The sequence below is a fragment of the Bordetella hinzii LMG 13501 genome (assembly GCF_001548475.1).
Classification (GTDB): domain Bacteria; phylum Pseudomonadota; class Gammaproteobacteria; order Burkholderiales; family Burkholderiaceae_B; genus Bordetella; species Bordetella hinzii.
In genome coordinates, this window is sequence record NZ_LRUJ01000012.1 from 88,255 (window position 1) to 110,883 (window position 22,629).

Consider the following 22,629-nt stretch of genomic DNA (forward strand, 5'->3'; position numbering starts at 1 on the left):
TTTTTTTGGGAGGTTGGTTCATGCGCCATGTCTTGCGGCCCAGGGGGTCGCGTGAACAAGGTTTTTCGCTGATAGAAATCTCGGTGGTGGCGGCCATTCTGCTTATCGTGGCGGTGATCGGCGTGCCAGCCATCGAGGCTTATGTGGTCGAAAGCCGGGTGCCCAAGCTGGCCGAAGCGCTGCAGCGCTTCGTGGTGCGGGCGCGTATTGCCGGCATGGGCGGCTCCGCCCCCTATGCGGGCATGGATACTGCTTTTCTTGCCGAGGCCATGCGCGAGTCGGGCGTGCTCTCCGTGTCCGGGCAAGGGGCGGCCGCGACGGTGCGTCATGGCCTGGGCGAGGGCGGCATCACCATGGCCAGCGGCTCGCGGCCGGGTGAGGCGGCAGGCTCGGCCTTCACCCTGACGCTGGATCGTGTGCACGCCGCCGCCTGCCCTGGCCTGGCCGCGGCCATGCAAGGCCTGGCTTCGCGCGTCAGCGTGCAGGGCAAGGGGGAGGCGGTGCTGGTCAAGAACGCCGAAGCCAGCCCCGTGCTGGCCTACGACGGCTCGCGCGCCTCGGCGCAATGCGCCGCGCGCAATACGTTTGTCTTCACCTTCCCATGATGCGCCGGCAACGTGGCTTCGCCCTGCTCGAATTGGTCGTGGCGATAAGCATCGGCCTGTTGCTGGCGGTGCTGGCGGCAGGTCAATGGGCGCGCCAGGCGGAGGATACGGCCGCGCGCGCCAGCGGGCAATGGATGGAACAGATCCGGCTGGCATTGGAGCAAGCCCTGGCCCGCGACCTGGGCGGTTGGGCCTCGGGCACGGCGCAGGCCGGTGCGTTTGCCGACCCGTCCGCGCCCACGCTGGCCGAACTGGTGCGGCAGGGGTTGTTGCCGGGGGGCTTTCCGGCGCGTGCGCCCCTGGGCTTCGGCGTGCGCCTGGCCGTGCTGCCCGATAGCGCCTGCCCGGGCGCGCAATGCCGCGTGGATGCCCTGGTCATGGCCGACCAGGCCCTGAGCACGCGCGGCGGGCAGGCGGATCTGCTGCGGCTGGCGCCGCTGTTGCAGCCCATGGGCGCGGCCGGCGGCTACGCCAGGCCGCTGCTGCAGGGCGCGCAGTTCCGCTATCCCAATCCTCCCCGTGCCGGGATGACGGCACTGCCCTTGGGCACACCCGTCGGGTGGGCGGGGACGCAAGGCGGGCTGGATCCCCGCTATGTGAGGGTGGGAGACGACCGGGATCCCCGGCTGCAGGCGGGCCTGACCGTGGCAGGCTCCATCCAGGCGGGCCAGCGCCTGAGCGCGGGCGAATATCTGCGCGCGGGCGCCCGGCGGGTGCTGGGTCTTGCCTGCGCGGCGGAAGAGGCCGGCGCCCTGGCACAGGGCGAGCAGGGCGAGCTCCTGCAATGCCACCGCGGCCGTTGGCGGCCCGCGGAAGGCAGTTTCGGGGGCGCCTATGGCTACAACAGCCGCACGGGCTGCGTGCTGCACACGGGCCAGTCCATGGCCAACCCGCTGTCCGGCGGCTGCGCCTGCCCGTCAGGCTTCAGGGCGGTCGCGGTGTCTTATGGCGGCAAATGGACCAGCATCGAGGGCTGGACCACGGGCTTTGTCTGCGTCCGCCCGTCGGATGGCGGGCCTTGAGCCCGCCCCCAAGGAGGGCTTTCCTGGCAAGGCGTCGCCTACCCTCTATAATCAAAGATTCGCCAAAATCCCGATTCATCCACGATGAAATCCTCCGAGATTCGCCAGAAGTTCCTGCAATTCTTCCAGTCCAAGGGACACACCATTGTGCCGTCCTCTTCGCTGGTGCCGGGTAACGACCCCACGCTGCTCTTCACCAACTCCGGGATGGTGCAGTTCAAGGACGTCTTCACCGGCAAGGAAAAGCGCCCCTATTCCCGCGCCACCTCGTCGCAGCGCAGCGTGCGCGCCGGGGGCAAGCATAACGATCTGGAAAATGTCGGCTACACCGCCCGGCATCACACCTTCTTCGAGATGCTGGGCAATTTCAGCTTCGGCGATTATTTCAAGCAGGACGCCATCCGCTACGCCTGGGAGCTGCTCACCACGGTCTACAAACTGCCGGTCGAAAAGCTCTGGGTGACGGTCTACCAGGAGGATGACGAGGCCTACGACATCTGGGCCAAGGAAGTCGGCGTGCCGACCGAGCGCATCATCCGCATCGGCGACAACAAGGGCGCCCGCTATGCCTCGGACAATTTCTGGCAGATGGGGGACACCGGCCCGTGCGGCCCGTGTACGGAGATCTTCTACGACCACGGTCCGGAGATCTGGGGCGGTCCCCCGGGGTCGCCCGAAGAGGACGGCGACCGCTATATCGAGATCTGGAACCTCGTGTTCATGCAGTTCGAGCGTGATGCGGCCGGCAACATGACGCGCCTGCCCAAGCCCTGCGTGGACACCGGCATGGGCCTGGAGCGCATTGCCGCCGTGCTGCAGGGCGTGCACTCCAACTATGAAATCGACCTGTTCCAGAAGCTGATCGCCGCGGCCGCCCGCGAAACCGGCACCCAGGATCTCGAAGACAACTCGCTGAAGGTCATCGCCGACCATATTCGTGCCTGCGCCTTCCTGATCGTCGACGGCGTCATCCCCAGCAACGAAGGCCGCGGCTATGTGCTGCGCCGCATCGTGCGCCGCGCATTGCGGCATGGCTACAAGCTGGGCCAGACCAAGCCCTTCTTCCACCGCCTGGTTCCCGATCTGGTGGCCGAGATGGGCGAGGCCTATCCCGAGCTCGCCAAGACCGCCGAGCGCGTGGCCCAGGTCCTCAGGCAGGAAGAAGAACGCTTCGGCGAAACGCTCGAGCATGGCATGAAGATCCTGGATGTCGCGCTGGCCCAGGTGCCCAAGGGCGGCCAGCTCGATGGCAACACGCTTTTCACGCTGTATGACACCTATGGCTTTCCGGTCGACCTGACGGCGGACATCTGCCGCGAGCGCGGAGTCGAGATCGACATGCCGGGCTTTGAATCCGCCATGGAGCGCCAACGCGACCAGGCGCGCGCGGCCGGCAAGTTCAAGATGGCCGAAGGCCTGAGCTACGAGGGGGCGCAAACCCGCTTCGAAGGCTATGAGCAGCTTGAACTGAGCGACGTCAAGGTGACCGCCCTCTACGTGGACGGCACCCAGGTCGACGCCGTCAAGGCCGGCCAGCAGGCCGTCGTGGTGCTTGACGCCACGCCTTTCTATGCCGAGTCCGGCGGACAGGTGGGCGACACCGGTCTGCTGCAGGCCGATGGCCTGCGCTTCGCCGTGGCCGACACGCAGAAGATCCAGGCCGGGGTTTTCGGCCACCACGGCGTGCTGGAAGAGGGCACGCTGAAGGTGGGCGACACCTTGCTCGCCCGCGTGGATGCGGTGCGCCGCGCGCGCACGGTGCGCAATCACTCGGCCACGCACTTGATGCACAAGGCCCTGCGCGATGTGCTGGGTTCGCATGTGCAGCAGCGCGGCTCCTTGGTTGATCCCGACAAGACCCGCTTCGATTTTGCCCACGATGCGCCCATGACGGCCGAGCAGATCGCCCGCGTGGAAGCCATCGTCAACGCCGAAATCCTGGCCAACCAGCCGGCGCAGGCGCGCGTCATGGCTTACGACGACGCGGTCAAGGGCGGTGCCATGGCCTTGTTCGGCGAGAAGTACGGAGATACCGTGCGCGTGCTGGACATCGGTTTCTCGCGCGAGTTGTGCGGCGGCACCCACGTCGGCCGCACGGGCGACATCGGCTTGTTCAAGATCGTTTCCGAAAGCGGGGTGGCCGCCGGGGTGCGCCGTGTCGAGGCCATCACGGGCGATAACGCGCTGGTCTGGGTCCAGGACCAGAGCGCGCTGCTGCAGCGTGCCGCCGGCGTGCTGCGCGCTCCCGCCGCCGAACTCCCCGATCGCATTGCCCAGGTCCAGGAGCAGGTCAAGGCGCTCGAAAAAGAACTGGAGCAGGCCCGCTCCAAGCTGGCCGCCAGCGCCGGCAATGATCTGGCGGACAAGGGCACGGTCGAGATCAAGGGTGTCAAGGTGCTGGCCGCGACCATCGCCGGCGTCGATCCCAAAGCCCTGCGCGGCATGGTCGACAACCTGAAGGACAAGCTCAAGTCGGCCATCGTGCTGCTGGCGGCCAGCGCCGACGGCAAGATCAGCCTGGTGGGCGGCGTGACTGCCGATCTGACCGGCAAGGTCAAGGCGGGGGATCTGGTGGGTTTTGTTGCCGGCCAGGTCGGCGGCAAGGGGGGCGGTCGGCCCGACATGGCCATGGGCGGCGGCACCGATGCCTCGGCCCTGCCAGCGGCCATCGCCAGCGTCCAGGGTTGGGTCAATGAGCGGCTCTGATACGGGCCTGCCGGCCTTCGAACTGGAAGTCGATGCCAGCGGGCTGAGCTGCCCGCTGCCCATCCTGCGCGCAAAGAAAGCCCTGGCGCAGCTGGCAAGCGGGCAGGTCTTGCGGGTCATCACCACCGACCCCAAGGCCGAGCGCGATTTCCAGGCCTTCTGCCAGCAAAGCGGCAACGCCCTGTTGGCGCAAGTGCCCCAGGCCGATCGCATCGAGCACTATCTGCGGCGGCGCTGAGCCAGCCGCGCCCGACAAAAAAGGCAGCCCGGCAGGGCTGCCTTTTTTGTTGCGCCGCCGCCCCTCAGGGCTTCTTGGCCGGCGCGATCACCGCGCCCGCCACGGCCCGGGTGAAGGTGAAGTCCACCAGGTCGCCTTCCTTCAGCGTGGCGAGCTTCTTGATGGCTTGCGGGTCACGCACCACCACCGTCTGGCGGCCGCCGCTGGGTCCTTGCAGGATGACGGTATTGCTATTGCGGCTGATATGCCAGATCTCGGCGGTGATCGTGGTCTGCACGCCGGCGCCGCCCTGCGGCATCTGGCCGCGCTGGGCGCGGGTCTGCGCGGTTTCGGTGCGGACCTCGGGCACGCCGGACCCCTTGGGCCGGGTGGCGATGTCGAGCGACTCGTAATAGCTGATCCGCACCATGTCGCCGACCTTGATGCGATCGAAGTTGCGGACTTGCGGACCGGCTTGCAGGGGGACGGATTCGCCGCTGGGGCCGACGACGGTCAGTGTGCGGTTGGAGGGATCCACCGCCGTGACTTTGCCCGTGGCCGTGACCAGGGCGGCGTCGACCACGCGCGCTTGCGCGGCAGGCGCAAGAAAAGGCGTGGAGATGGCCAGCGCAGCGGCCAGTACGGCGGCCGCGCGTGCGTGGGGTGTCAGGGCAAGCAACTTGCGGACTTTCATGACCAGGATCTCCTTGCGGGATGCGGTAGAGGGCCAAGAGGGTGTATGCTTCGCCTTGCCGAGCACGGGCGCCATGCGCCGGCTCGTCGCACAACTGGCCAGGGTCTTGCAGGCCGGTACAGGATGCATCCGCTCTCCGACCCCGATTGATTGTGCCGCTCCAGCATACGCTGGGCCGGCCCATTCGGCAGCTTGTCGTGTCACCCAGACACGGTGTGTCGGTAAAAAACGGCAGGCTATTTGCCAGGGGCGCTGGTTGGATGCTAGAATTTCCCGTTTTTCACATCTAATTCAAGGGATTACCTATGGTGGTGATTCGTCTGGCCCGTGGCGGCTCGAAGAAGCGTCCGTTTTACAATCTGGTGGCTACCGACTCGCGCAATCGCCGCGACGGCCGTTTCGTTGAGCGCGTGGGTTTCTACAACCCCGTCGGCGGTGATGGTTCGGAAAACCTGCGCATCGCGCTGGACCGCATCAAGTACTGGACTGACAACGGCGCCCAACTGTCGCCCGCTGTCGAGCGTCTGGTCAAGGAATACTCGGCCAAGGTTTCGGCGGCTGCCTAAGCTTGGGCTTGGCTTGTCCGGCCTGCGGGCTTGGGCAAACCATGAGCCGGGCAGGGCGGGTGCGCCTGCCGACCCGGTGACGCTGTAGGGCGCTGGCCGCTGCGCGGGTATCGTTCGAGGGCTTGGCCCTTCGGTATCCGCTGTCATCGCGAGGGCATGGTTCCCATGTGGGCTGATGTCGTTTCCAGTGCTGTAGACTCGGCCACGCCTTGTGCGTGGCTTTGTCTTCTTTGCCGTTTGCAAAAACACGCCGCGCCTTGCCATCGGGCAGGGCGCCCGGGCGTGGAACACTGATTTCTGGGATCTGCTCATGTCCAAACATGCGGACTCGCTGCCTGACGACCTGGTGGAGCTGGGCCGCGTGGCGTCGGCTTACGGGGTCAAGGGGTGGATCAAGGTCCAGCCGCACTCGGCCCAGGCCGACGTGTTGCGCGCGGCGCCGCGGTGGTGGCTGGCGGCGCCCGTGCCTGCCGGCCGCGCGAGCCCGGCTCCGCGTGCCTATGCCGTGCAGCAATGCCGCGTGCATGGCGCCAGCGCGGTCGCCCAGCTTGAGGGAATCGCGGACCGCGACCAGGCCGAGGCGCTCAAGGGCGCCTCGGTATGGGTGTCGCGCGCGGCCTTTCCTCAGGCGGCCGAAGACGAGTACTACTGGGTCGATCTGATCGGGTGCGCCTTCCATAGTCATGCCGAGGGCGCGGACCGCCGCCTGGGCGTGGTCGAAGAGGTGTTCGAAAACGCCGCCCATGCCATTTTGCGCGTTGTCCGTCAGGATGAGGATGGTCGGCCTCTGCTGGACGCCAAGGGGCGCCCGCGGGAGGTGCTGGTGCCCTTTGTGCGCGCGCACATCCATGCCGTGGATCTGGCGGCGCGCCGCATCGACAGCGATTGGCCGCTGGAAGATTGATGCGTATCGACGTCATCACCCTGTTTCCCGAAATGTTCGGGGTGGTGCGCGATCTCGGCGTGACGGGCCGCGCCCATGCGCAAGGGCTGTGGTCGCTCCAGGCCTGGAACCCCCGGGATTTCACCACTGACGTGCATCGCACCGTGGACGACCGCCCCTATGGCGGCGGGCCGGGGATGGTGATGATGGCCGCCCCGCTGGAGGCGGCAGTCAATGCCGCGCAGGCGCAGCGGCAAGCGCAAGGGCTGGCGCCGGCGCCGGTGGTGTTGCTCTCGCCGGTGGGCCGGCGCTACGACCAGGCAGCGGCCCAGGAAATCGCCGGCGGCACGGGCATGATACTGGTCTGCGGCCGTTACGAGGGCCTGGACCAGCGTTTCATAGACCGTTGCGTCACGCACGAAATCTCTCTCGGCGACTTCGTGCTTTCGGGGGGGGAGATTGCCGCGCTGGCGGTGATCGACGCGGCCGTGCGCCTATTGCCCGGCGCCCTGGGCGATGTCGATTCCGCTTTGCAGGATTCCTTCAACGACACCTTGTCGGGTCTGCTGGACAGTCCGCATTACACGCGGCCGGAAGTCTATGAAGGGCAGGCTGTCCCGGCCGAACTCATGAGCGGCCACCACGCCCGCATCGCGCGCTGGCGGCGCGACCAGTCCTTGCGCCTGACGCTGGCGCGGCGGCCTGAGCTGATCGAGCGCGCCAGGCAGCAGGGTTGGCTGGATCATGCCGACGAATGCCGGCTGGCCGAGCTGCAGGGCTTGGAGCCGCCGCCCGACCCGCGCAAGCGCCGCCGCCGCAAACCGGCGGTCTGAGCCTCATGCGCCAGGCGAAAAAAATCCCCCGCGACGATGACGCGGGGGATTTTTTTGGGGCGGCTTAATTGCCCAGCTTGCCGCGCTGGTCGCGCACCTTGGCCAGGGTTTCATTGAACTGGGCCACACGGCCTTTTTCCTGCTCGACCACGGCCGCCGGGGCGCGCTCGACGAAGCTGGGGTTGCCCAGCTTGCCGTTGGCCTTGGCGATCTCGCCTTCGAGCCGCGCGATCTCCTTGTCCAGGCGGGCGCGCTCGGCCACGACATCGACCTCCACATGCAGCATCAGGCGGGAGTCGCCCACGACCTGCACCGGGGCGCCGGCATCAGGCAGGGTGTCGACCACGTCGACCTGGCTGAGCTTTGCCAGTGCGGCCAGGTAGGGCGCATTGCGGCGCAGCAGGCTTGCATCGCCCTGGGCGACCAAGGGCACGCGCTGGGCCGGCGACAGGCCCATTTCGCCGCGCAGGGCGCGCACGGCCTCGATCTGGGCCTTGAGTTCGGCGACTTCGGCCTCGGCCTCGGTGTCCACGGCGTCGGGGTTGGCGCGCGGATAGGGTTGCACGCTGACGCTGTCGGCCTTGCCGGCCTGGCGCTTGCCCGCCACCACCGAGACCTTCTGCCACAGTTCTTCCGTGATGAAGGGGATGATGGGATGGGCCAGGCGCAGGACGGCTTCAAGCACGCGGATCAGGGTGCGGCGCGTGCCGAGCTGCTGGGCCGGGCTGCCGGCCTGGATCTGCACCTTGGCCAGTTCGACATACCAATCGCAGTATTCGTCCCAGACGTAGCGGTACAGGGCGTTGGCGATATTGTCGAAACGGTAGTCGGCGAAGCCGCGGGCGATCTCGCCCTCCAGGGCCTGCAGCTGGCTGACGATCCAACGGTCGGCGAAGGACAGCTCGCCCGGCTCCGCGCCATGCAGCGCGTGGCCTTCCGTATTCATCAGTACAAAGCGCGTGGCGTTCCAGAGCTTGTTGCAGAAGTTGCGGTAGCCCTCGCAGCGCTTGAGGTCGAAGTTGATGTTGCGGCCCAGCGTGGCGTAGGCAGCCATGGTGAAGCGCAGCGCATCCGTGCCGAAGGCCGGGATGCCGTCCGGGAACTGCCGGCGCGTGGCTTTCTCGATGGCGCCGGCTTGCTTGGGATTCATCAGGCCGTAGGTGCGCTTGGCGACCAGCTGCTCGAGGCCGATGCCGTCGATCAGGTCCACCGGGTCCAGGGTGTTGCCCTTGGACTTGCTCATCTTCTGGCCGTCGGCATCGCGGATCAGGCCGTGGACGTAGACATGCTTGAAGGGGATGCTGCCGGTCATGTGCATGGTGAGCATGACCATGCGTGCGACCCAGAAGAAAATGATGTCAAACCCGGTCACCAGCACGCTGGACGGCAGGTAGCGGGCCAGGTCGGCGGTCTTCTCGGGCCAGCCCAGGGTGGTGAAGGGCACCAGGGCCGACGAGAACCAGGTGTCCAGGACGTCCGGATCGCGGGTCAGCGGGCCTGTGACGCCGGCTGCTCGGGCCTGCTCCAGCGCCTCTTCCTCGGAGTGGGCGACGAAGCAGCGGCCGTCCTCGGCATACCAGGCCGGGATCTGGTGGCCCCACCACAGCTGGCGGGAGATACACCAGTCCTGGATGTTGTTGAGCCACTGGTTGTAGACCGTTGTCCAGTTTTCAGGATAGAACTGGATGCGGCCGTCGGCCACGGCCTGCAGCGCCACCTCGGTGATGCTCTTGCCGGGGTTGATAGTGCCCTCCGGGGCGGGCTGGCTCATGGCCACGAACCACTGGTCGGTCAGCATGGGTTCGAGCACCACGCCGGTGCGGTCGCCCTTGGGTTGCATCATCTTGTGCGGCTCGACCTTGACCAGATAGCCTTTTTCTTCGAGCTCGGCCACCACGGCCTTGCGGGCTTCGTAGCGCTCCAGGCCCTGGAACTGCTTGGGGCCGTTTTCGTTGATGTGCGCATCGAGCGTGAAGATGACGATCAGCGGCAGCTTGTGGCGCAGCGCGCAGGCGTAGTCATTGAAATCGTGCGCGCCGGTGATCTTGACGCAGCCCGTGCCGAACTCCGGATCGACGAAGTCATCGGCGATGATGGGGATGTTGCGGTCGCACAGGGGCAGCTCGACTTCCTTGCCGACCAGGTGCTTGTAGCGCGGATCATCCGGGTGCACGCACAGCGCGCCGTCGGCCAGCATGGTTTCCGGGCGCGTGGTGGCGATGGTCATGCCGCGCAGCGTGACCGTGTTGCCTTCCTTGTCGATGATGGTCTGCGGGCCATCCACGAAGGGATAGAGGATGTGCCACATGAAGCCGTCGGTTTCCTCGGACTGCACTTCGAGGTCGGAGACGGCGGTCAGCAGCTTGGGATCCCAATTGACCAGGCGCTTGCCACGGTAGATCAGGCCCTGGCGGAACAGCTGCACAAAGGTCTGGACGACGCCGCGCGACATGCGATCGTCCATGGTGAAGTATTCGCGCGGCCAATCGGCCGAGGCGCCCAGGCGGCGCACCTGGCTGGTGATGGTGTTGCCCGATTGTTCTTTCCACTCCCAGACCTTTTCGACGAAGCGCTCGCGGCCGAGGTCGTGGCGCGAGAGTTTCTGGGCGTCGAGCTGGCGCTCGACCACGATCTGCGTGGCGATGCCGGCGTGGTCGGTCCCGGGGATGAAGACGGTATCGTCGCCCGACATGCGGTGGTAGCGGATCAGGCCATCCATGATGGTCTGGTTGAACGCATGGCCCATGTGCAGCGTGCCCGTCACGTTGGGCGGCGGGAACTGGATGCAATAGGGTGCGGGGTCGGTCCCTGTTTCTACGTGGCGGCCGGCCTGGAAATAGCCCCGCCGGTTCCATTCGTCGTACCAGCGGGATTCGATGTCGGCGGGCTCGAAGCTCTTGGAGAGCTCCGGAGTATCGTTCTTGGGGTCGGCAGCTTGGGTCATTACGGGGTTCCGGCAGACAGGGGGCCAGCAAAAGCGGGCCAGCAAACCCCTGATTTTAAGATGTAATAGGTTCTTGGCGCCGTGCTAGAATGCTGGGTTACTGTAAACCTTTTAGAAGTCCCTGTTTTTATTGGAGAAATCTGACTGGTTGGCAGTGCCGAATCCGGGTTTTGACGAGTTCGGGCGCGTGATCGCGTCCTAGTCTGTGCAAAACAGCCAGGCGCAAGACGCCGCGAAGCCATTCGCGGAACGCTTTGTCCGGACTCGCGTCAAATCCCTCAGCACAAAACTGTCTCAGCAGACTTTGGAGTTTCCATGTCGATTCAACGCACCCTCTCGATCATCAAGCCCGATGCCGTCGCCAAGAACGTCATCGGCCAGATCGTCGCCCGTTTCGAGCAGGCCGGCCTGAAGGTCATCGCCGCCCGCATGCAACAACTGTCGCGCACCGACGCCGAGCGTTTCTACGCCGTGCACAAAGAGCGCCCCTTCTTCAAGGACCTGGTGGACTTCATGGTCTCCGGCCCGGTGTTCGTGCAAGTCCTGGAAGGCGAGAACGCTATCCAGACCAACCGCGACCTGATGGGCGCCACCGACCCCAAGAAGGCTGCCCCGGGCACCATCCGCGCCGACTTCGCCGACAGCATCGACGCCAACGCCGTGCACGGTTCGGACGCTCCCGAGACCGCCGCCGTCGAAGTGGCTTTCTTCTTCCCCGAAATCAACATCCACAGCCGTTGATTTTCGATAGCGGCTTTACCCGGTAAGTCATGGATACCGTCGAATCGATCAATCTGCTGGGCATGGATGCCAAGGCATTGGCCGACCTGGTCGGCCAATGGGGAGGCAAGCCGTTCCGCGCCCGCCAGCTGCAGCGCTGGATACACCAGCGCGGCGTGGACAGTTTCGACGCCATGACGGACCTTGCGCGCGACTTCCGGGCGCAGCTCGCCCAGCGCTGCGTCATCGAGGCGCTGCGGGTCAACATCGAGCAGCGCTCCACGGACGGCACGCGCAAGTGGCTGTTCGATGTCGGGCAGGGCAATGCCATCGAAACCGTTTTCATCCCCGAGGATGACCGCGGCACGCTGTGCGTTTCCAGCCAGGCGGGCTGCGTGGTCAATTGCCGCTTCTGTTCGACCGGCCACCAGGGATTCAACCGTAATCTGCAGACCAGCGAGATCATCGGCCAGCTCTGGTGGGCCAAGCGCGTGCTCGAGGCCGATGCCGGCAGCGCGCGCCTGGCCCAGGCCAGCGGCGAAGACACCCGCGTCATCAGCAACGTCGTCATGATGGGCATGGGCGAACCCTTGCTCAACTACGACCAGGTGCTGCCGGCGCTGCGGCTGATGCTGGACGACAACGGCTATGGCCTGTCGCGCCGCCGCGTGACGGTTTCCACCTCGGGCGTCGTGCCCATGATGGACCGTCTCTCGCAGGATTGCCCCGTGGCCCTGGCCGTGTCGCTGCACGCGCCCAACGACGCCTTGCGCGACGAACTGGTGCCGCTGAACAAGAAGTACCCCCTGAAAGAGCTGCTGGCCGCCTGCGAGCGCTATCTCGCCCACGCGCCGCGCGATTTCATCACTTTCGAATACTGCATGCTGGACGGCATCAACGATACCGACCAGCACGCCAAGGAGTTGATCCAGCTTGCCCGCCAGGTGCGCTGCAAGCTGAATCTCATCCCTTTCAATCCTTTCCCCGCCTCCGGCCTGAAGCGCTCGCCGGCGCCGAGGGTCAAGGTGTTCGCCCAGCGCCTGATGGACGCGGGCATCATCACCACCGTGCGCAAGACGCGGGGCGACGATATCGACGCCGCCTGTGGCCAGTTGGCCGGCGAGGTCAAGGATCGCACCCGCATCACCGAACGCAACGCCGCCGCCCGCTCCATTCCCATCAGACAGGTGCACGCATGACGCAGGATCTCGCTTCGGCCGTTCAACCCGCTCCGGCAGCGCCCGCGCAAGGCGGCAGCGTGGGGGCGGCCCTGCGAGGTCTGCGGCAAGCCAAGGGCTGGTCGCTCGAAGAGGTCTCCAGCCGCATCAAGTTCTCCACGCGCCAGATCGAGGCCCTGGAGGCCGAGCGCTGGGATGAGCTGCCTGCCGGCGTGTCGCTGCGCGGGCTGATCCGCAACTACGCGCGCCTGCTCGGGGCCGACGGCGCGGCCATCGTGGCCTCGCTGGACGGCCAGGCGCACGCCCCGGCGCCCGCCAACCTCGGAGCCAGCCGCTCGCTGCATGGCGCCGGCCTGGCGGTCGACGAAGAGCGTTCGGCCAGCTCCTGGGGCTGGATCGTGGTCATCGTGGCCTTGCTGGCGGTGGGCGTGGCCTACGCCTTCTGGCAGGGATGGCTGCCGCGGCAGTGGCTGCCTTCCCAATGGTTTTGAGCCAGTCATCCCGGACCGATATGCAAGATTTGTCCAAACCCTGCGAGGAGACGCCCCCCCCGGCGGCGGCCTCCCTGCCGCGCCGTCCGACGCGCGCGGTCCAAGTCAAATGGGGTGAGCGGGTCGTCACCGTGGGTGGCGGCAACCCGGTCGTGGTGCAATCCATGACCAACACCGACACCGCCGATCCCATCGCCACGGCCATCCAGGTCAAGGAACTGGTGCAAGCCGGTTCCGAAATCGTGCGCATCACGGTCAATACCCCGGAGGCCGCGCGCGAAGTCATCGCCATCCGCGAGCAGCTCGACCGCATGAACGTGTCGGTGCCGCTGGTGGGCGATTTCCATTACAACGGCCACAAGCTGCTGACGCAGTTCCCGGATTGCGCCCAGGCGTTGTCCAAGTACCGCATCAATCCGGGCAATATGGGCGGGGGCAAGCGCCGCGACGACAACTTCGCCCAGATGATCGAAGTGGCCTGCCGCCATGACAAGCCGGTGCGCATCGGCGTGAACTGGGGCAGCCTCGACCACGAGCTCATGGCGCGCAAGATGGACGAGAACAGCCGCCGCGCCCAGCCCTGGGAGGCCCAGGCCGTGATGCGCGACGCGCTTGTGGTGTCGGCCATCAGCAATGCGCGCCGCGCCGAAGAGCTCGGCTTGCGCGGCGACGCCATCATCCTGTCCTGCAAGGTCAGCCATGTGCAGGATCTCATCGCCGTTTATCGCGACCTGTCGGCGCGCTGCGATTATCCGCTGCACCTGGGCCTGACCGAAGCCGGCATGGGCAGCAAGGGCATCGTGGCGTCGACCGCCGCGCTGGCCGTATTGCTCCAGGAGGGCATCGGCGACACTATCCGTATTTCGCTCACGCCCGAGCCGGGCGGCGACCGGGGCCGCGAAGCCATCGTGGCCCAGGAAATCCTGCAGACCATGGGGTTGCGCGCCTTCACGCCCATGGTCGTGGCCTGCCCCGGCTGTGGCCGCACCAGCAGCACGTTCTTCCAGGAGCTGGCCGACAGCATCCAGACCTATCTGCGCCGCCAGATGCCGGTCTGGCGCAGCCGCTATCCCGGCGTGGAAAGCATGAACGTCGCCGTCATGGGCTGTGTGGTCAATGGGCCCGGGGAGAGCCGGCATGCCGATATCGGCATCAGCCTGCCCGGTACTGGTGAAGTGCCCGCGGCGCCCGTCTTCATCGACGGCGAGCGCACGGTCACGCTCAAGGGCGACCGCATCGCCGAAGAGTTCCAGGCCATCGTCGAAGACTACGTCGCGCGCCGCTACGGCGCCGCTGTTTCCCATTAAGCAGAAGGACAGGCAGGCGGTTCGCCGCCGGCATGACATAAATGACGCAAGCTTTTCAGAAAGTCTCCGCCATTCGCGGGATGAATGATGTGTTGCCCGACACAAGCGCCCAATGGGAGCGCTTCGAGGAGATCGTGCGCGGGTGGCTGCACAGCTATGGCTACCGCAACCTGCGTACGCCCATCCTCGAGCAGACACGGCTGTTCACGCGCGGCATCGGCGAAGTGACCGACATCGTCGAGAAAGAGATGTATACCTTCACCGACGCGCTCAATGGCGAGTCGCTGACCATGCGCCCGGAGATGACGGCCGGCGTCGTGCGCGCCGCCATCGAGCACAACATGCTCTATGACCGTCCGCATCGCGTCTATTCCATCGGCCCGGTGTTTCGCCACGAGCGTCCCCAGCGCGGGCGCTATCGCCAGTTTCACCAGATCGACGTCGAGGCGCTGGGCTTTGCCGGCCCCGATATCGACGCCGAACTCATCGTCATGCTGGCCCGTCTCTGGAAGACGCTGGGGCTGAGCGACATCCGGCTGGAACTCAATTCGCTGGGCCAGCCGGCCGAGCGCGCCGCGCACCGCGCCGCGCTGATCGAATATCTCGAAAAGCACGCCGACATCCTGGACGAGGATGGCAAGCGCCGCCTCTATACCAATCCCCTGCGTGTGCTGGACACCAAGAATCCCGGGCTCCAGGACATGGCCAACGGCGCGCCGCGGCTGTTCGATTTCCTGGGCGAGGCGTCGCGCGCTCACTTCGACGGCGTGTGCCGGCGCCTGGAAGAAGCGGGCATCGAATACCGCCTGAACCCGCGCCTGGTGCGTGGCCTGGATTACTACAACCTCACCGTCTTCGAGTGGGTGACAGACCGCCTGGGGGCGCAAGGCACGGTATGCGGCGGGGGCCGCTATGACGGGCTGATCGAACTGCTGGGCGGCAAGCCCGCGCCGGCGGTCGGCTTTGCCATCGGCATGGAACGCCTGCTGGACCTGTGGGAGCAGAGCGCCGGCCAGCAGGCGCGGCCCGAATGCGAGGTCTATATCGTGCACCAGGGCGACGAGGCGCAGCGCCTGGCGGCCCGGGTGGGCGAGGACTTGCGCGACGCGGGCCTGTCGGTCATCGTGCATGCCGGCGCGGCCAGTTTCAAATCCCAGTTCAAGCGCGCCGACGCCAGCGGCGCCCGTGTTGCGGTTATTCTTGGCGGCGACGAAGTGGCCAGCCAGACCGCAAGCGTCAAATATCTGCGCGCGGATGCCGGTGGCGAGGGCGCACAAGAAACTGTCGCGCTGGCAACGCTGGCCAGCGTGTTGAAATCCAAGGGTTAAGGCATGGCATACGATCTCGAAGAACAGGAAAAGCTGGACGCAATCAAGGCCTGGTGGGCGCGCTACGGCACGTTGCTGCTGTCGGCGGCGACCGCGGTCGTCGTGGCATGGGGCGGCTGGAGCGGCTGGAAGGCCTACCAGACGTACCGCGCCAACCAGGCCATGGGCTACTTCGAGGCGCTTGAAGACGCGGCCCGTCTGGGGGGAGCGGATTCCGCGGCCCGGATCAAGGCCGCCGTCAATACCCTGCGCGAAGATTATCCCCATACGGGCTATGCCGGCCGCGGCGCGCTGATCGCCGCCAACGCCCTGGTCGAACAGAAGGATGTCGACGGCGCGCGCCAGCAGCTCGAATGGCTGGCATCGCAGGACAAGCAGCCCGCGCTGCAGCCGGTCGCCCGCCTGCGCCTGGCCGGGCTGCTGCTGGACCAGAAGCAATACGATGCCGCGCTGGCGCAGCTGAATAATCCGCCGGCCGCCTTTGCCGCATTGTTCGCCGACCGCCGGGGCGATATCCTGGCCGCGCAAGGCAAGCGCGATGAGGCGCGCGCGGCCTGGCAGCAGGCGATTGACGGCCTGGGCACCAATAATCCGCTGACCCAGGTGGTGCAACTGAAACTCGACGCTTTGACCGGAGCTTGAACGCGATGCGCATTTCCCTTTCCGGCCGCGCCTGGCGCGGTGCCGTGGCGGTCTGCGGGCTGCTGGCCCTTACCGGGTGCTCACTGTTTTCCAGTTCGGATACCCGCTATGACCCGGCTCCCCTGACGGAGTACGCGCCCGGCATGTCGGTGCGTACGGTGTGGACGCAATCGGTGGGCAGCGGCTCGGGTCTGGGTTTCGCTCCCACGGTGCTGGGCGAGGCCGCCTATGCCGCCGCGCCGGACGGCTCGGTGGCCAAGGTGGACCTGGCCAGCGGCCGGTTGCTCTGGAAGGCTTCGGCCGAGACCAAGCTGTCCGCGGGCGTCGGCAGCGACGGCACCACCACCGCCGTGGCCTCGCCGGGCGGCACGGTCATTGCCTTCGACGATGCCGGCAAGATCAAATGGCGCGCCCAGGCCACCAGCGACGTCGCCGTCCCGCCCGTGGTGGGTTATGGCGTGGTCGTCGTGCGCAGCGGCGACTACCGCATCCAGGCCTTCGACGCCAACAGCGGCGAGCGTCTGTGGAGCCTGCAGCGTCCCGGTCCCGCGCTGGCCTTGCGCAGCGTCTCCCAGATGATCATGGCCGAGGGCATGGTCATCACCGGCCTGCCTGGCGGCAAGCTGCTGGCGATCAATGCGGCCTCGGGCAATGTCCAATGGGAAGGCACGGTCGCCACGCCCAAGGGGGCCAGCGACCTGGAGCGCCTCACCGACGTGGTCGGCCAGCCGCGCATCGCCGGCCCGCTGCTGTGCGCAGTGGCTTATCAGGGGCGCATCGTCTGCTTTGATGTGACCCAGGGCGGCCGCCCTGTCTGGGCCAAGGATTTCTCCAGCTCCACCGGCATGAGCATCGACCAGCGTTTCGCCTTTGCTTCCGATCAGTACAGCGTGGTTCATGCTTTCGACCTGGGCAACGGCGCCAATGCCTGGAAGCAATCCGCCCTGAAGAACCGCGGGCTGACCGCGCCGGCTTTCCTGGGGCCGGCCATGGCCGTGGGCGACATGGAAGGCTATGTGCACTTCCTGTCGCGCAGCGACGGCCACCTGCTCGCCCGCCTGTCCGTGGGCGGCGGGGCTGTCGTATCGCCGCCGCAAACCACACCCCAGGGTGTCCTGGTCCAGACCGGCAACGGCAACCTGGTCCTTATCGGCACCAACTGAACCTCTTAGAACAAGCCTTACACCGTGTCCTTCAAGCCTGTTGTTGCCCTGGTGGGCCGACCCAATGTGGGCAAGTCCACCCTCTTCAATCGCCTGACGCGCTCCCGCGCCGCGCTGGTGGCCGACTATTCCGGCCTGACCCGCGATCGGCACTACGGCGAGGGCAGGGTGGGCGACATCCCTTTCATCGTGATCGACACGGGCGGCTTCGAGCCGGTCGCCAAGGACGGCATCCTGGCCGAGATGGCGCGCCAGACCCGCCAGGCCATTGCCGAAGCCGATGTGGTGGTCTTCCTGGTCGACGCGCGGGCGGGGATCAACGCGCATGACCACGAGATCGCCCGCCTGCTGCGCAAGTCCGGCCAGCAGCGTGTCCTGCTGGCGGTCAACAAGGCCGAAGGCATGAACGAGGGCAAGGCCACCTCGGATTTCTACGAGCTGGGCCTGGGCGAGCCCCACCCGATTTCGGCCGCGCATGGCGATGGCATCGTCGACCTGATTGAAACCGCGCTGGGCGGCTTGGCCGCGCCCGAAGACGAAGCCGCCGAGGCCGAGCAGGAGGGCGTGGAACATCGCATCAAGCTGGCCATTGTCGGCCGCCCCAATGTCGGCAAGTCCACGCTCATCAATACCTTGATGGGCGAGGAGCGCGTGATCGCCTTCGACATGCCAGGCACCACGCGCGACGCCATCGAGATCGATTTCGAGCGCGACGGCCGCAAGTACACGCTGATCGACACGGCCGGCCTGCGCAAGCGCGGCAAGGTCTTCGAGGCGGTCGAGAAGTTTTCCGTCATCAAGACCCTGCAGGCCATCGAGGCCAGCAATGTCGTGCTGCTGATGCTGGACGCCCAAGCCGAGATTTCCGAGCAGGATGCGCACATCGCCGGTTTCGTGCTCGAAACCGGCCGCGCCGTGGTCGTGGCCATCAATAAATGGGACGGTCTGGACGAAGAGCAGCGCGAGCGCATCGAACGCGAATTCCAGCGCAAGCTGCGCTTCCTGTCCTTTGCCCGCATGCACACCATTTCGGCGCTCAAGGGACAAGGCATCCGCCCCTTGCTCAAATCCATCAATGCCGCGCATGCCGCGGCCTTTGCCAAGCTGTCCACGCCCAAGCTCACGCGCGAGCTGCAGGCTGCGGTCGAGCAGCAGCAGCCGCCGCGCAAGGGGATTTTCCGTCCCAAGATGCGCTATGCGCACCAAGGGGGGCAGAACCCGCCGCTCATCGTCGTCCACGGCAGCGCGCTGGACGCCATCCCCGATTCGTACCGCCGCTATCTCGAAACCCGTTTCCGCAACGCCTTCGATCTGGCGGGCACCCCCTTGCGCATCGAGTTCAAGGCATCGCGCAATCCCTACGCGCAGGACAAGGAATGAGCCAGTATTGGAGTCCCGTCGTTGCCACGCTGAGCCCCTACGTGCCCGGCGAGCAGCCCAAGTTGCAGAACCTGGTCAAGCTCAACACCAACGAGAACCCCTATCCGCCGTCGCCCAAGGTGCTGCAAGCCATCCGCTTTGCCGCCAGCGATACGCTCCGGCTCTATCCGGATCCGTCCTCCGAGGGCCTGTGCCAGGCGGTGGCGCGCGCGCTGAGCGTGCAGCCTGAGCAGGTGTTCGTAGGGAATGGATCCGACGAGGTGCTGGCCCATGCTTTCCAGGCCTTCTTCAAGCATGAAGGCCGTCCGCTGCTGTTTCCCGACATCAGCTACAGCTTCTATCCGGTCTATTGCGGGCTCTACCAGATCGAGCATGCGACGGTCGCGCTGGACGAGACATTTGGCGTGGTGGTCGAGGATTATCTGCCGCGCGAAGGCCGCCAGGCCGGCGGCGTCATCCTGCCCAATCCCAATGCGCCCACCGGGCGGGCCCTGCCGCTGGCCGACATCGAAAGGCTGGCCGCCGGCAATCCCCAGTGTGTCGTGCTGATCGACGAGGCCTATGTCGATTTCGGCGCCGAGTCCGCGGTCGCGCTGGTGGATCGCCACCCCAATCTGCTGGTGGTGCAGACGCTGTCGAAGTCGCGTTCGCTGGCTGGGCTGCGGGTGGGTTACGCCATCGGCCATCCGGCGCTCATCGAAGGTCTGAACCGGGTCAAGGACAGTTTCAACTCCTACCCCATCGACCGCCTGGCCGCGGCGGGAGCCATCGCGGCCATGGAAGACAGGGCCTACTTCGAACGTACCCGCCAGGCCGTGATCGCCAGCCGGGAACGTTTGGTGGCGGGACTGGTCGAACTGGGGTTCGAGGTATTGCCTTCGGCCGCCAATTTCGTGTTTGCCCGTCATCCGGCGCACGATGGCGCGAAGTTGGCCGCGCAATTGCGCGAACGCAGTATCATCGTCCGGCACTTCAAGCGTCCCCGCATTGACCAGTTCCTGCGCATCACGGTCGGCACGGACGCCGAGTGCACAAGCCTGACAACGGCGTTAAAGACCTTGTTGAACTGACGATTTTCCGGCATGGCGCCCGGGTGGCGGGCCCCGTTTTTGCGGGGATTTCCACCGGTTCGGGGAACTGAAATCTCTCGTGGCAATTCCGTCCTGGGCCAAGTGGCACGGCCCGGGAAAACCCTGTAGAGTACAGATCTCGGCGTTTGCCACCACTCAAAACAAACAAATGGAGCCTGGCCAATGAGCAATAAAGGGCAAACTTTGCAAGATCCGTTTCTGAACACGCTGCGCAAGGAACACGTGCCGGTGTCGATCTATCTGGTAAACGGCATCAAGCTTCAGGGGCAGATCGAATCTTTTGATCAGTATGTTGTGCTCTTGCGCAACACCGTTACCCAGATGGTCTACAAGCACGCCATCTCCACCGTCGTTCCGGCCCGCGCAGTCAACTTTCAGGTGGAAGTTCCCGCTGAATAATCGTCTCGCTCCAGCATTACCTCTTGCTGCCCGCCGCACGCTTCGTGTCGGCGGGCATTTTCGCTGTAGCTCCAGAATGGTGCATGAATGCGCGCATTGATCATCAGTGTTGACCTCGGCAATCCGGACCACCAGGCGCACGCCGACGAGTTCGTGATGCTGGCCGAAGGGGCCGGCGCCGAGATCGTCGGTACGCTGACCGCGCGCCGCGACCGGCCGGATGCCAAGTACTTCATCGGCTCGGGCAAGGTGGAGGAGGGCGTGGCCATGGCGGGCGCCGCCCTGGCCGATATCGTGCTGTTCGACCAGCCCTTGTCACCCGCGCAGCAGCGCAATCTGGAGCGTGAGTTCAATCTGCGCGTGGTCGACCGCGTGGCCCTCATCCTGGACATCTTCGCGCTGCGCGCCAAGAGCCACGAGGGCAAGCTGCAGGTCGAGCTGGCGCAGCTGCAGCACTTGGCGACCCGGCTCACCCGCCTGTGGACCCACCTTGAGCGCCAGCGCGGCGGCATCGGCATGCGCGGCCCGGGCGAGTCGCAGCTCGAAATGGACCGCCGCATGATCGGCGCCAAGGTCAAGATGCTGCGCGAGCGCCTGGACCGCGTCGAGCGCCAGCGCGTCACGCAGCGCCGCGCCCGCGCGCGCGGCGGTGCGTTGTCCGTGTCCCTGGTCGGTTATACCAATGCGGGCAAGTCCACGCTGTTCAATGCGCTGACGCGAGCCGGCGCCTACGCCGCCGACCAGCTCTTTGCCACGCTGGACACCACCACGCGGCGCATCTGGATCGAGGGCGCGGGATCCGTCGTTCTCTCTGACACGGTGGGCTTCATCCGCGATCTGCCGCCCAACCTGATCGCGGCCTTCCGGGCCACCCTTGAAGAGACCGTGCACGCCGACCTGCTGCTGCATGTCGTCGATGCCGCCAGCCCGCAGCGCGAGGAGCAGATCTTCGAGGTCAACAAGGTGCTGGCCGAGATCGGTGCCGCCGGGATTCCCACAATTCTGGTATATAACAAGATCGATCGCGCTGGACTGGAACCTCGGGTGGAGCGGGATGCCCATGGTACGATTGCGCGAGTATTTGTAAGCGCTACCGAGCGCGCCGGTCTGGATGCGTTGCGCGGGGCAATTGCAGAGATCGGTCAGATTGCGGGAAACAATGCCTCGAATCACCAAACTCTTCAATCTGAATGACCCCGGCTGGGGTCGTGGGAACAACAATGGCTCCGAGCCGCCCAAGCGGCCGCAGGGCAATGGGGACGGTCCGCCGGACTTGGACGAGGTCTGGCGCGATTTCAATAATCGCCTGAGTTCCTTGTTCGGGCGCAAGGGTGGAGGCGGCAACCGCCCCAATCCTCCGCGCGGCGGCGGTTTCACGCCGCCGTCTCCCAAGGGCGCGCGCATCGGGCTGGGGGTCATCGCCCTGGTGCTGGTTGCCCTCTGGCTGGCCAGCGGCTTCTTCATCGTCCAGGAAGGCCAGGTCGCCGTCGTCACCCAGTTCGGCAAATACAAGAACACCGCGCCGGCCGGTTTCCAGTGGCGGCTGCCGTATCCCATCCAGAGCCATGAGCTCGTCAATATCTCCCAGCTGCGCACCTTCGAGGTGGGCTTCCGGGGCGGCTCTCGCAACAAGGTGCTGCCCGAGGCGCTGATGCTCACCACGGACGAGAATATCGTCGACATGCAGTTCGTGGTCCAGTATCGCCTGCGTGCCGACGGCGCGCCGGATTATCTCTTCAAGATGCGCGACCCTGACGAGGCCGTGCGCCAGGCGGCAGAGACCGCCATGCGCGAAATCGTCGGCAAGAAGCCCATGGACTTCGTGCTCTACGAGGGCCGTACCGAGGTCGCCAGCGAAGTGCAGGCCCTGATGCAGCAGATCCTGGACCGCTACAGCGCGGGCATCCAGATCAGCACCGTGGCCATCCAGAACGTGCAGCCGCCCGAGCAGGTCCAGGCGGCGTTCGACGATGCCGTGAAGGCGGGCCAGGATCGCGAGCGCCAGATCAACGAAGGCCAGGCCTATGCCAACCAGGTCGTGCCGCTGGCCAGCGGCCAGGCTTCGCGCATGCTGGAGCAGGCCGAAGGCTACAAGGCCAAGGTAGTGGGCGACGCCCAGGGCAATACCGCCCGTTTCACCGCGATCCTGGGCGAGTACCAGAAGGCCCCGCAGCTCATGCGCGAGCGCCTCTATCTCGAAACGATGCAGGAGATCTTCTCCCGGGCCAGCAAGGTCATGGTCGATGCGGGCAAGTCCAACAATATGTTGTATCTGCCGCTGGACAAGATCATGCAGCAGGCCGCGCAGGATGCCGGCCGCCCGGGCAATACGCTCAGCGTGCCGGGGGCCGCGCAGCCGTCGGTGCCGCCGGCGCCGGCGCGCACCAGCGCGCCCTCGACCCCATCCGGCAGCAGCGGAAATACCAATACGCTGCCCCGCGACCGCCTGTCGCGCTAACC

The 22,629-nt window shown here is 66.1% G+C and carries 21 protein-coding genes; 19 read left to right on the forward strand and 2 right to left on the reverse strand.

Annotated features, from left to right (window positions below; genetic code table 11):
• The first annotated feature begins 20 nt into the window (after window positions 1-20).
• The 4 genes from AXA74_RS10535 (at window position 21) to AXA74_RS10550 (ending at window position 4,571) form a co-directional block, all read left to right on the forward strand.
• The gene (locus AXA74_RS10535) at window positions 21-605 is read left to right on the forward strand and encodes a type 4 pilus major pilin (protein WP_029578847.1); all 585 of its coding nucleotides are present in this window, start codon (window positions 21-23) and stop codon (window positions 603-605) included.
• Window positions 602-1,627: a type II secretion system protein gene (locus tag AXA74_RS10540; RefSeq protein ID WP_032979718.1), complete on the forward strand. Its 1,026-nt coding sequence runs from the start codon at window positions 602-604 to the stop codon at window positions 1,625-1,627. The genes AXA74_RS10535 and AXA74_RS10540 overlap by 4 nt, the downstream gene beginning before the upstream one ends.
• An 84-nt stretch (window positions 1,628-1,711) precedes the next feature.
• Window positions 1,712-4,333 (forward strand): alanine--tRNA ligase, encoded by a 2,622-nt coding sequence (alaS, locus tag AXA74_RS10545; RefSeq protein WP_032979716.1) that lies wholly within the window; start codon window positions 1,712-1,714, stop codon window positions 4,331-4,333.
• The gene (locus AXA74_RS10550; protein ID WP_029578844.1) at window positions 4,320-4,571 is read left to right on the forward strand and encodes a sulfurtransferase TusA family protein; all 252 of its coding nucleotides are present in this window, start codon (window positions 4,320-4,322) and stop codon (window positions 4,569-4,571) included. Before alaS ends, AXA74_RS10550 begins: the two co-directional genes overlap by 14 nt.
• A 64-nt stretch (window positions 4,572-4,635) precedes the next feature.
• Here AXA74_RS10550 and AXA74_RS10555 read toward each other — a convergent pair whose 3' ends face one another.
• Window positions 4,636-5,244, reverse strand: coding sequence for a hypothetical protein (locus AXA74_RS10555; protein ID WP_029578843.1), 609 nt, complete (start codon window positions 5,242-5,244; stop codon window positions 4,636-4,638).
• 305 nt (window positions 5,245-5,549) lie between these two features.
• Between AXA74_RS10555 and rpsP the strand changes: the two genes are divergently transcribed.
• The 3 genes from rpsP (at window position 5,550) to trmD (ending at window position 7,526) form a co-directional block, all read left to right on the forward strand.
• On the forward strand, window positions 5,550-5,810 hold the full coding sequence (gene rpsP, locus AXA74_RS10560) for a 30S ribosomal protein S16 (protein WP_029578842.1): 261 nt from the start codon (window positions 5,550-5,552) through the stop codon (window positions 5,808-5,810).
• Window positions 5,811-6,120: 310 nt separating this feature from the next.
• Complete coding sequence (rimM, locus tag AXA74_RS10565; RefSeq protein WP_029578841.1) at window positions 6,121-6,714, forward strand: ribosome maturation factor RimM; 594 nt, start codon at window positions 6,121-6,123, stop codon at window positions 6,712-6,714.
• Window positions 6,714-7,526: a tRNA (guanosine(37)-N1)-methyltransferase TrmD gene (trmD, locus tag AXA74_RS10570; protein ID WP_029578840.1), complete on the forward strand. Its 813-nt coding sequence runs from the start codon at window positions 6,714-6,716 to the stop codon at window positions 7,524-7,526. The genes rimM and trmD overlap by 1 nt, the downstream gene beginning before the upstream one ends.
• 64 nt (window positions 7,527-7,590) lie before the next feature.
• On the opposite strand, the gene AXA74_RS10575 is transcribed toward trmD, so the two are convergent.
• A complete protein-coding gene (locus AXA74_RS10575) occupies window positions 7,591-10,470 on the reverse strand; it encodes a valine--tRNA ligase (RefSeq protein ID WP_032979709.1) in 2,880 nt (959 codons plus the stop codon).
• Window positions 10,471-10,785: 315 nt separating this feature from the next.
• On the opposite strand from AXA74_RS10575, the gene ndk reads away from it, so the two are divergent.
• From ndk to hflK, 12 genes are all read left to right on the forward strand, one after another.
• Entirely contained in the window at window positions 10,786-11,211 is a 426-nt protein-coding gene (gene ndk, locus AXA74_RS10580; RefSeq protein WP_029578838.1) for a nucleoside-diphosphate kinase, read from the forward strand.
• Window positions 11,212-11,240: 29 nt separating this feature from the next.
• On the forward strand, window positions 11,241-12,389 hold the full coding sequence (rlmN, locus tag AXA74_RS10585) for a 23S rRNA (adenine(2503)-C(2))-methyltransferase RlmN (RefSeq protein WP_032979708.1): 1,149 nt from the start codon (window positions 11,241-11,243) through the stop codon (window positions 12,387-12,389).
• A complete protein-coding gene (locus AXA74_RS10590) occupies window positions 12,386-12,859 on the forward strand; it encodes a helix-turn-helix domain-containing protein (protein WP_029578836.1) in 474 nt (157 codons plus the stop codon). Before rlmN ends, AXA74_RS10590 begins: the two co-directional genes overlap by 4 nt.
• A gap of 20 nt (window positions 12,860-12,879) precedes the next feature.
• Window positions 12,880-14,166: a flavodoxin-dependent (E)-4-hydroxy-3-methylbut-2-enyl-diphosphate synthase gene (gene ispG, locus AXA74_RS10595; protein ID WP_029578835.1), complete on the forward strand. Its 1,287-nt coding sequence runs from the start codon at window positions 12,880-12,882 to the stop codon at window positions 14,164-14,166.
• A 41-nt stretch (window positions 14,167-14,207) separates the two neighbouring features.
• Window positions 14,208-15,494 (forward strand): histidine--tRNA ligase, encoded by a 1,287-nt coding sequence (gene hisS, locus AXA74_RS10600; RefSeq protein ID WP_080700270.1) that lies wholly within the window; start codon window positions 14,208-14,210, stop codon window positions 15,492-15,494.
• 3 nt (window positions 15,495-15,497) lie between these two features.
• The gene (locus AXA74_RS10605; protein ID WP_029578833.1) at window positions 15,498-16,136 is read left to right on the forward strand and encodes a YfgM family protein; all 639 of its coding nucleotides are present in this window, start codon (window positions 15,498-15,500) and stop codon (window positions 16,134-16,136) included.
• A gap of 5 nt (window positions 16,137-16,141) precedes the next feature.
• Entirely contained in the window at window positions 16,142-17,299 is a 1,158-nt protein-coding gene (bamB, locus tag AXA74_RS10610; RefSeq protein WP_029578832.1) for an outer membrane protein assembly factor BamB, read from the forward strand.
• Window positions 17,300-17,323: 24 nt separating this feature from the next.
• Window positions 17,324-18,679 carry a ribosome biogenesis GTPase Der gene (gene der / locus AXA74_RS10615; RefSeq protein ID WP_029578831.1) on the forward strand — a complete coding sequence of 452 codons (1,356 nt, stop codon included), beginning with the start codon at window positions 17,324-17,326 and terminating at the stop codon, window positions 18,677-18,679.
• On the forward strand, window positions 18,676-19,749 hold the full coding sequence (gene hisC / locus AXA74_RS10620; protein WP_032955349.1) for a histidinol-phosphate transaminase: 1,074 nt from the start codon (window positions 18,676-18,678) through the stop codon (window positions 19,747-19,749). Before der ends, hisC begins: the two co-directional genes overlap by 4 nt.
• A gap of 183 nt (window positions 19,750-19,932) precedes the next feature.
• Entirely contained in the window at window positions 19,933-20,169 is a 237-nt protein-coding gene (gene hfq / locus AXA74_RS10625) for an RNA chaperone Hfq (protein WP_003810707.1), read from the forward strand.
• An 87-nt stretch (window positions 20,170-20,256) separates the two neighbouring features.
• Entirely contained in the window at window positions 20,257-21,363 is a 1,107-nt protein-coding gene (hflX, locus tag AXA74_RS10630; RefSeq protein ID WP_029578829.1) for a GTPase HflX, read from the forward strand.
• Entirely contained in the window at window positions 21,329-22,627 is a 1,299-nt protein-coding gene (gene hflK / locus AXA74_RS10635) for an FtsH protease activity modulator HflK (RefSeq protein WP_029578828.1), read from the forward strand. The genes hflX and hflK overlap by 35 nt, the downstream gene beginning before the upstream one ends.
• The last annotated feature ends 2 nt before the right edge of the window (window positions 22,628-22,629 follow it).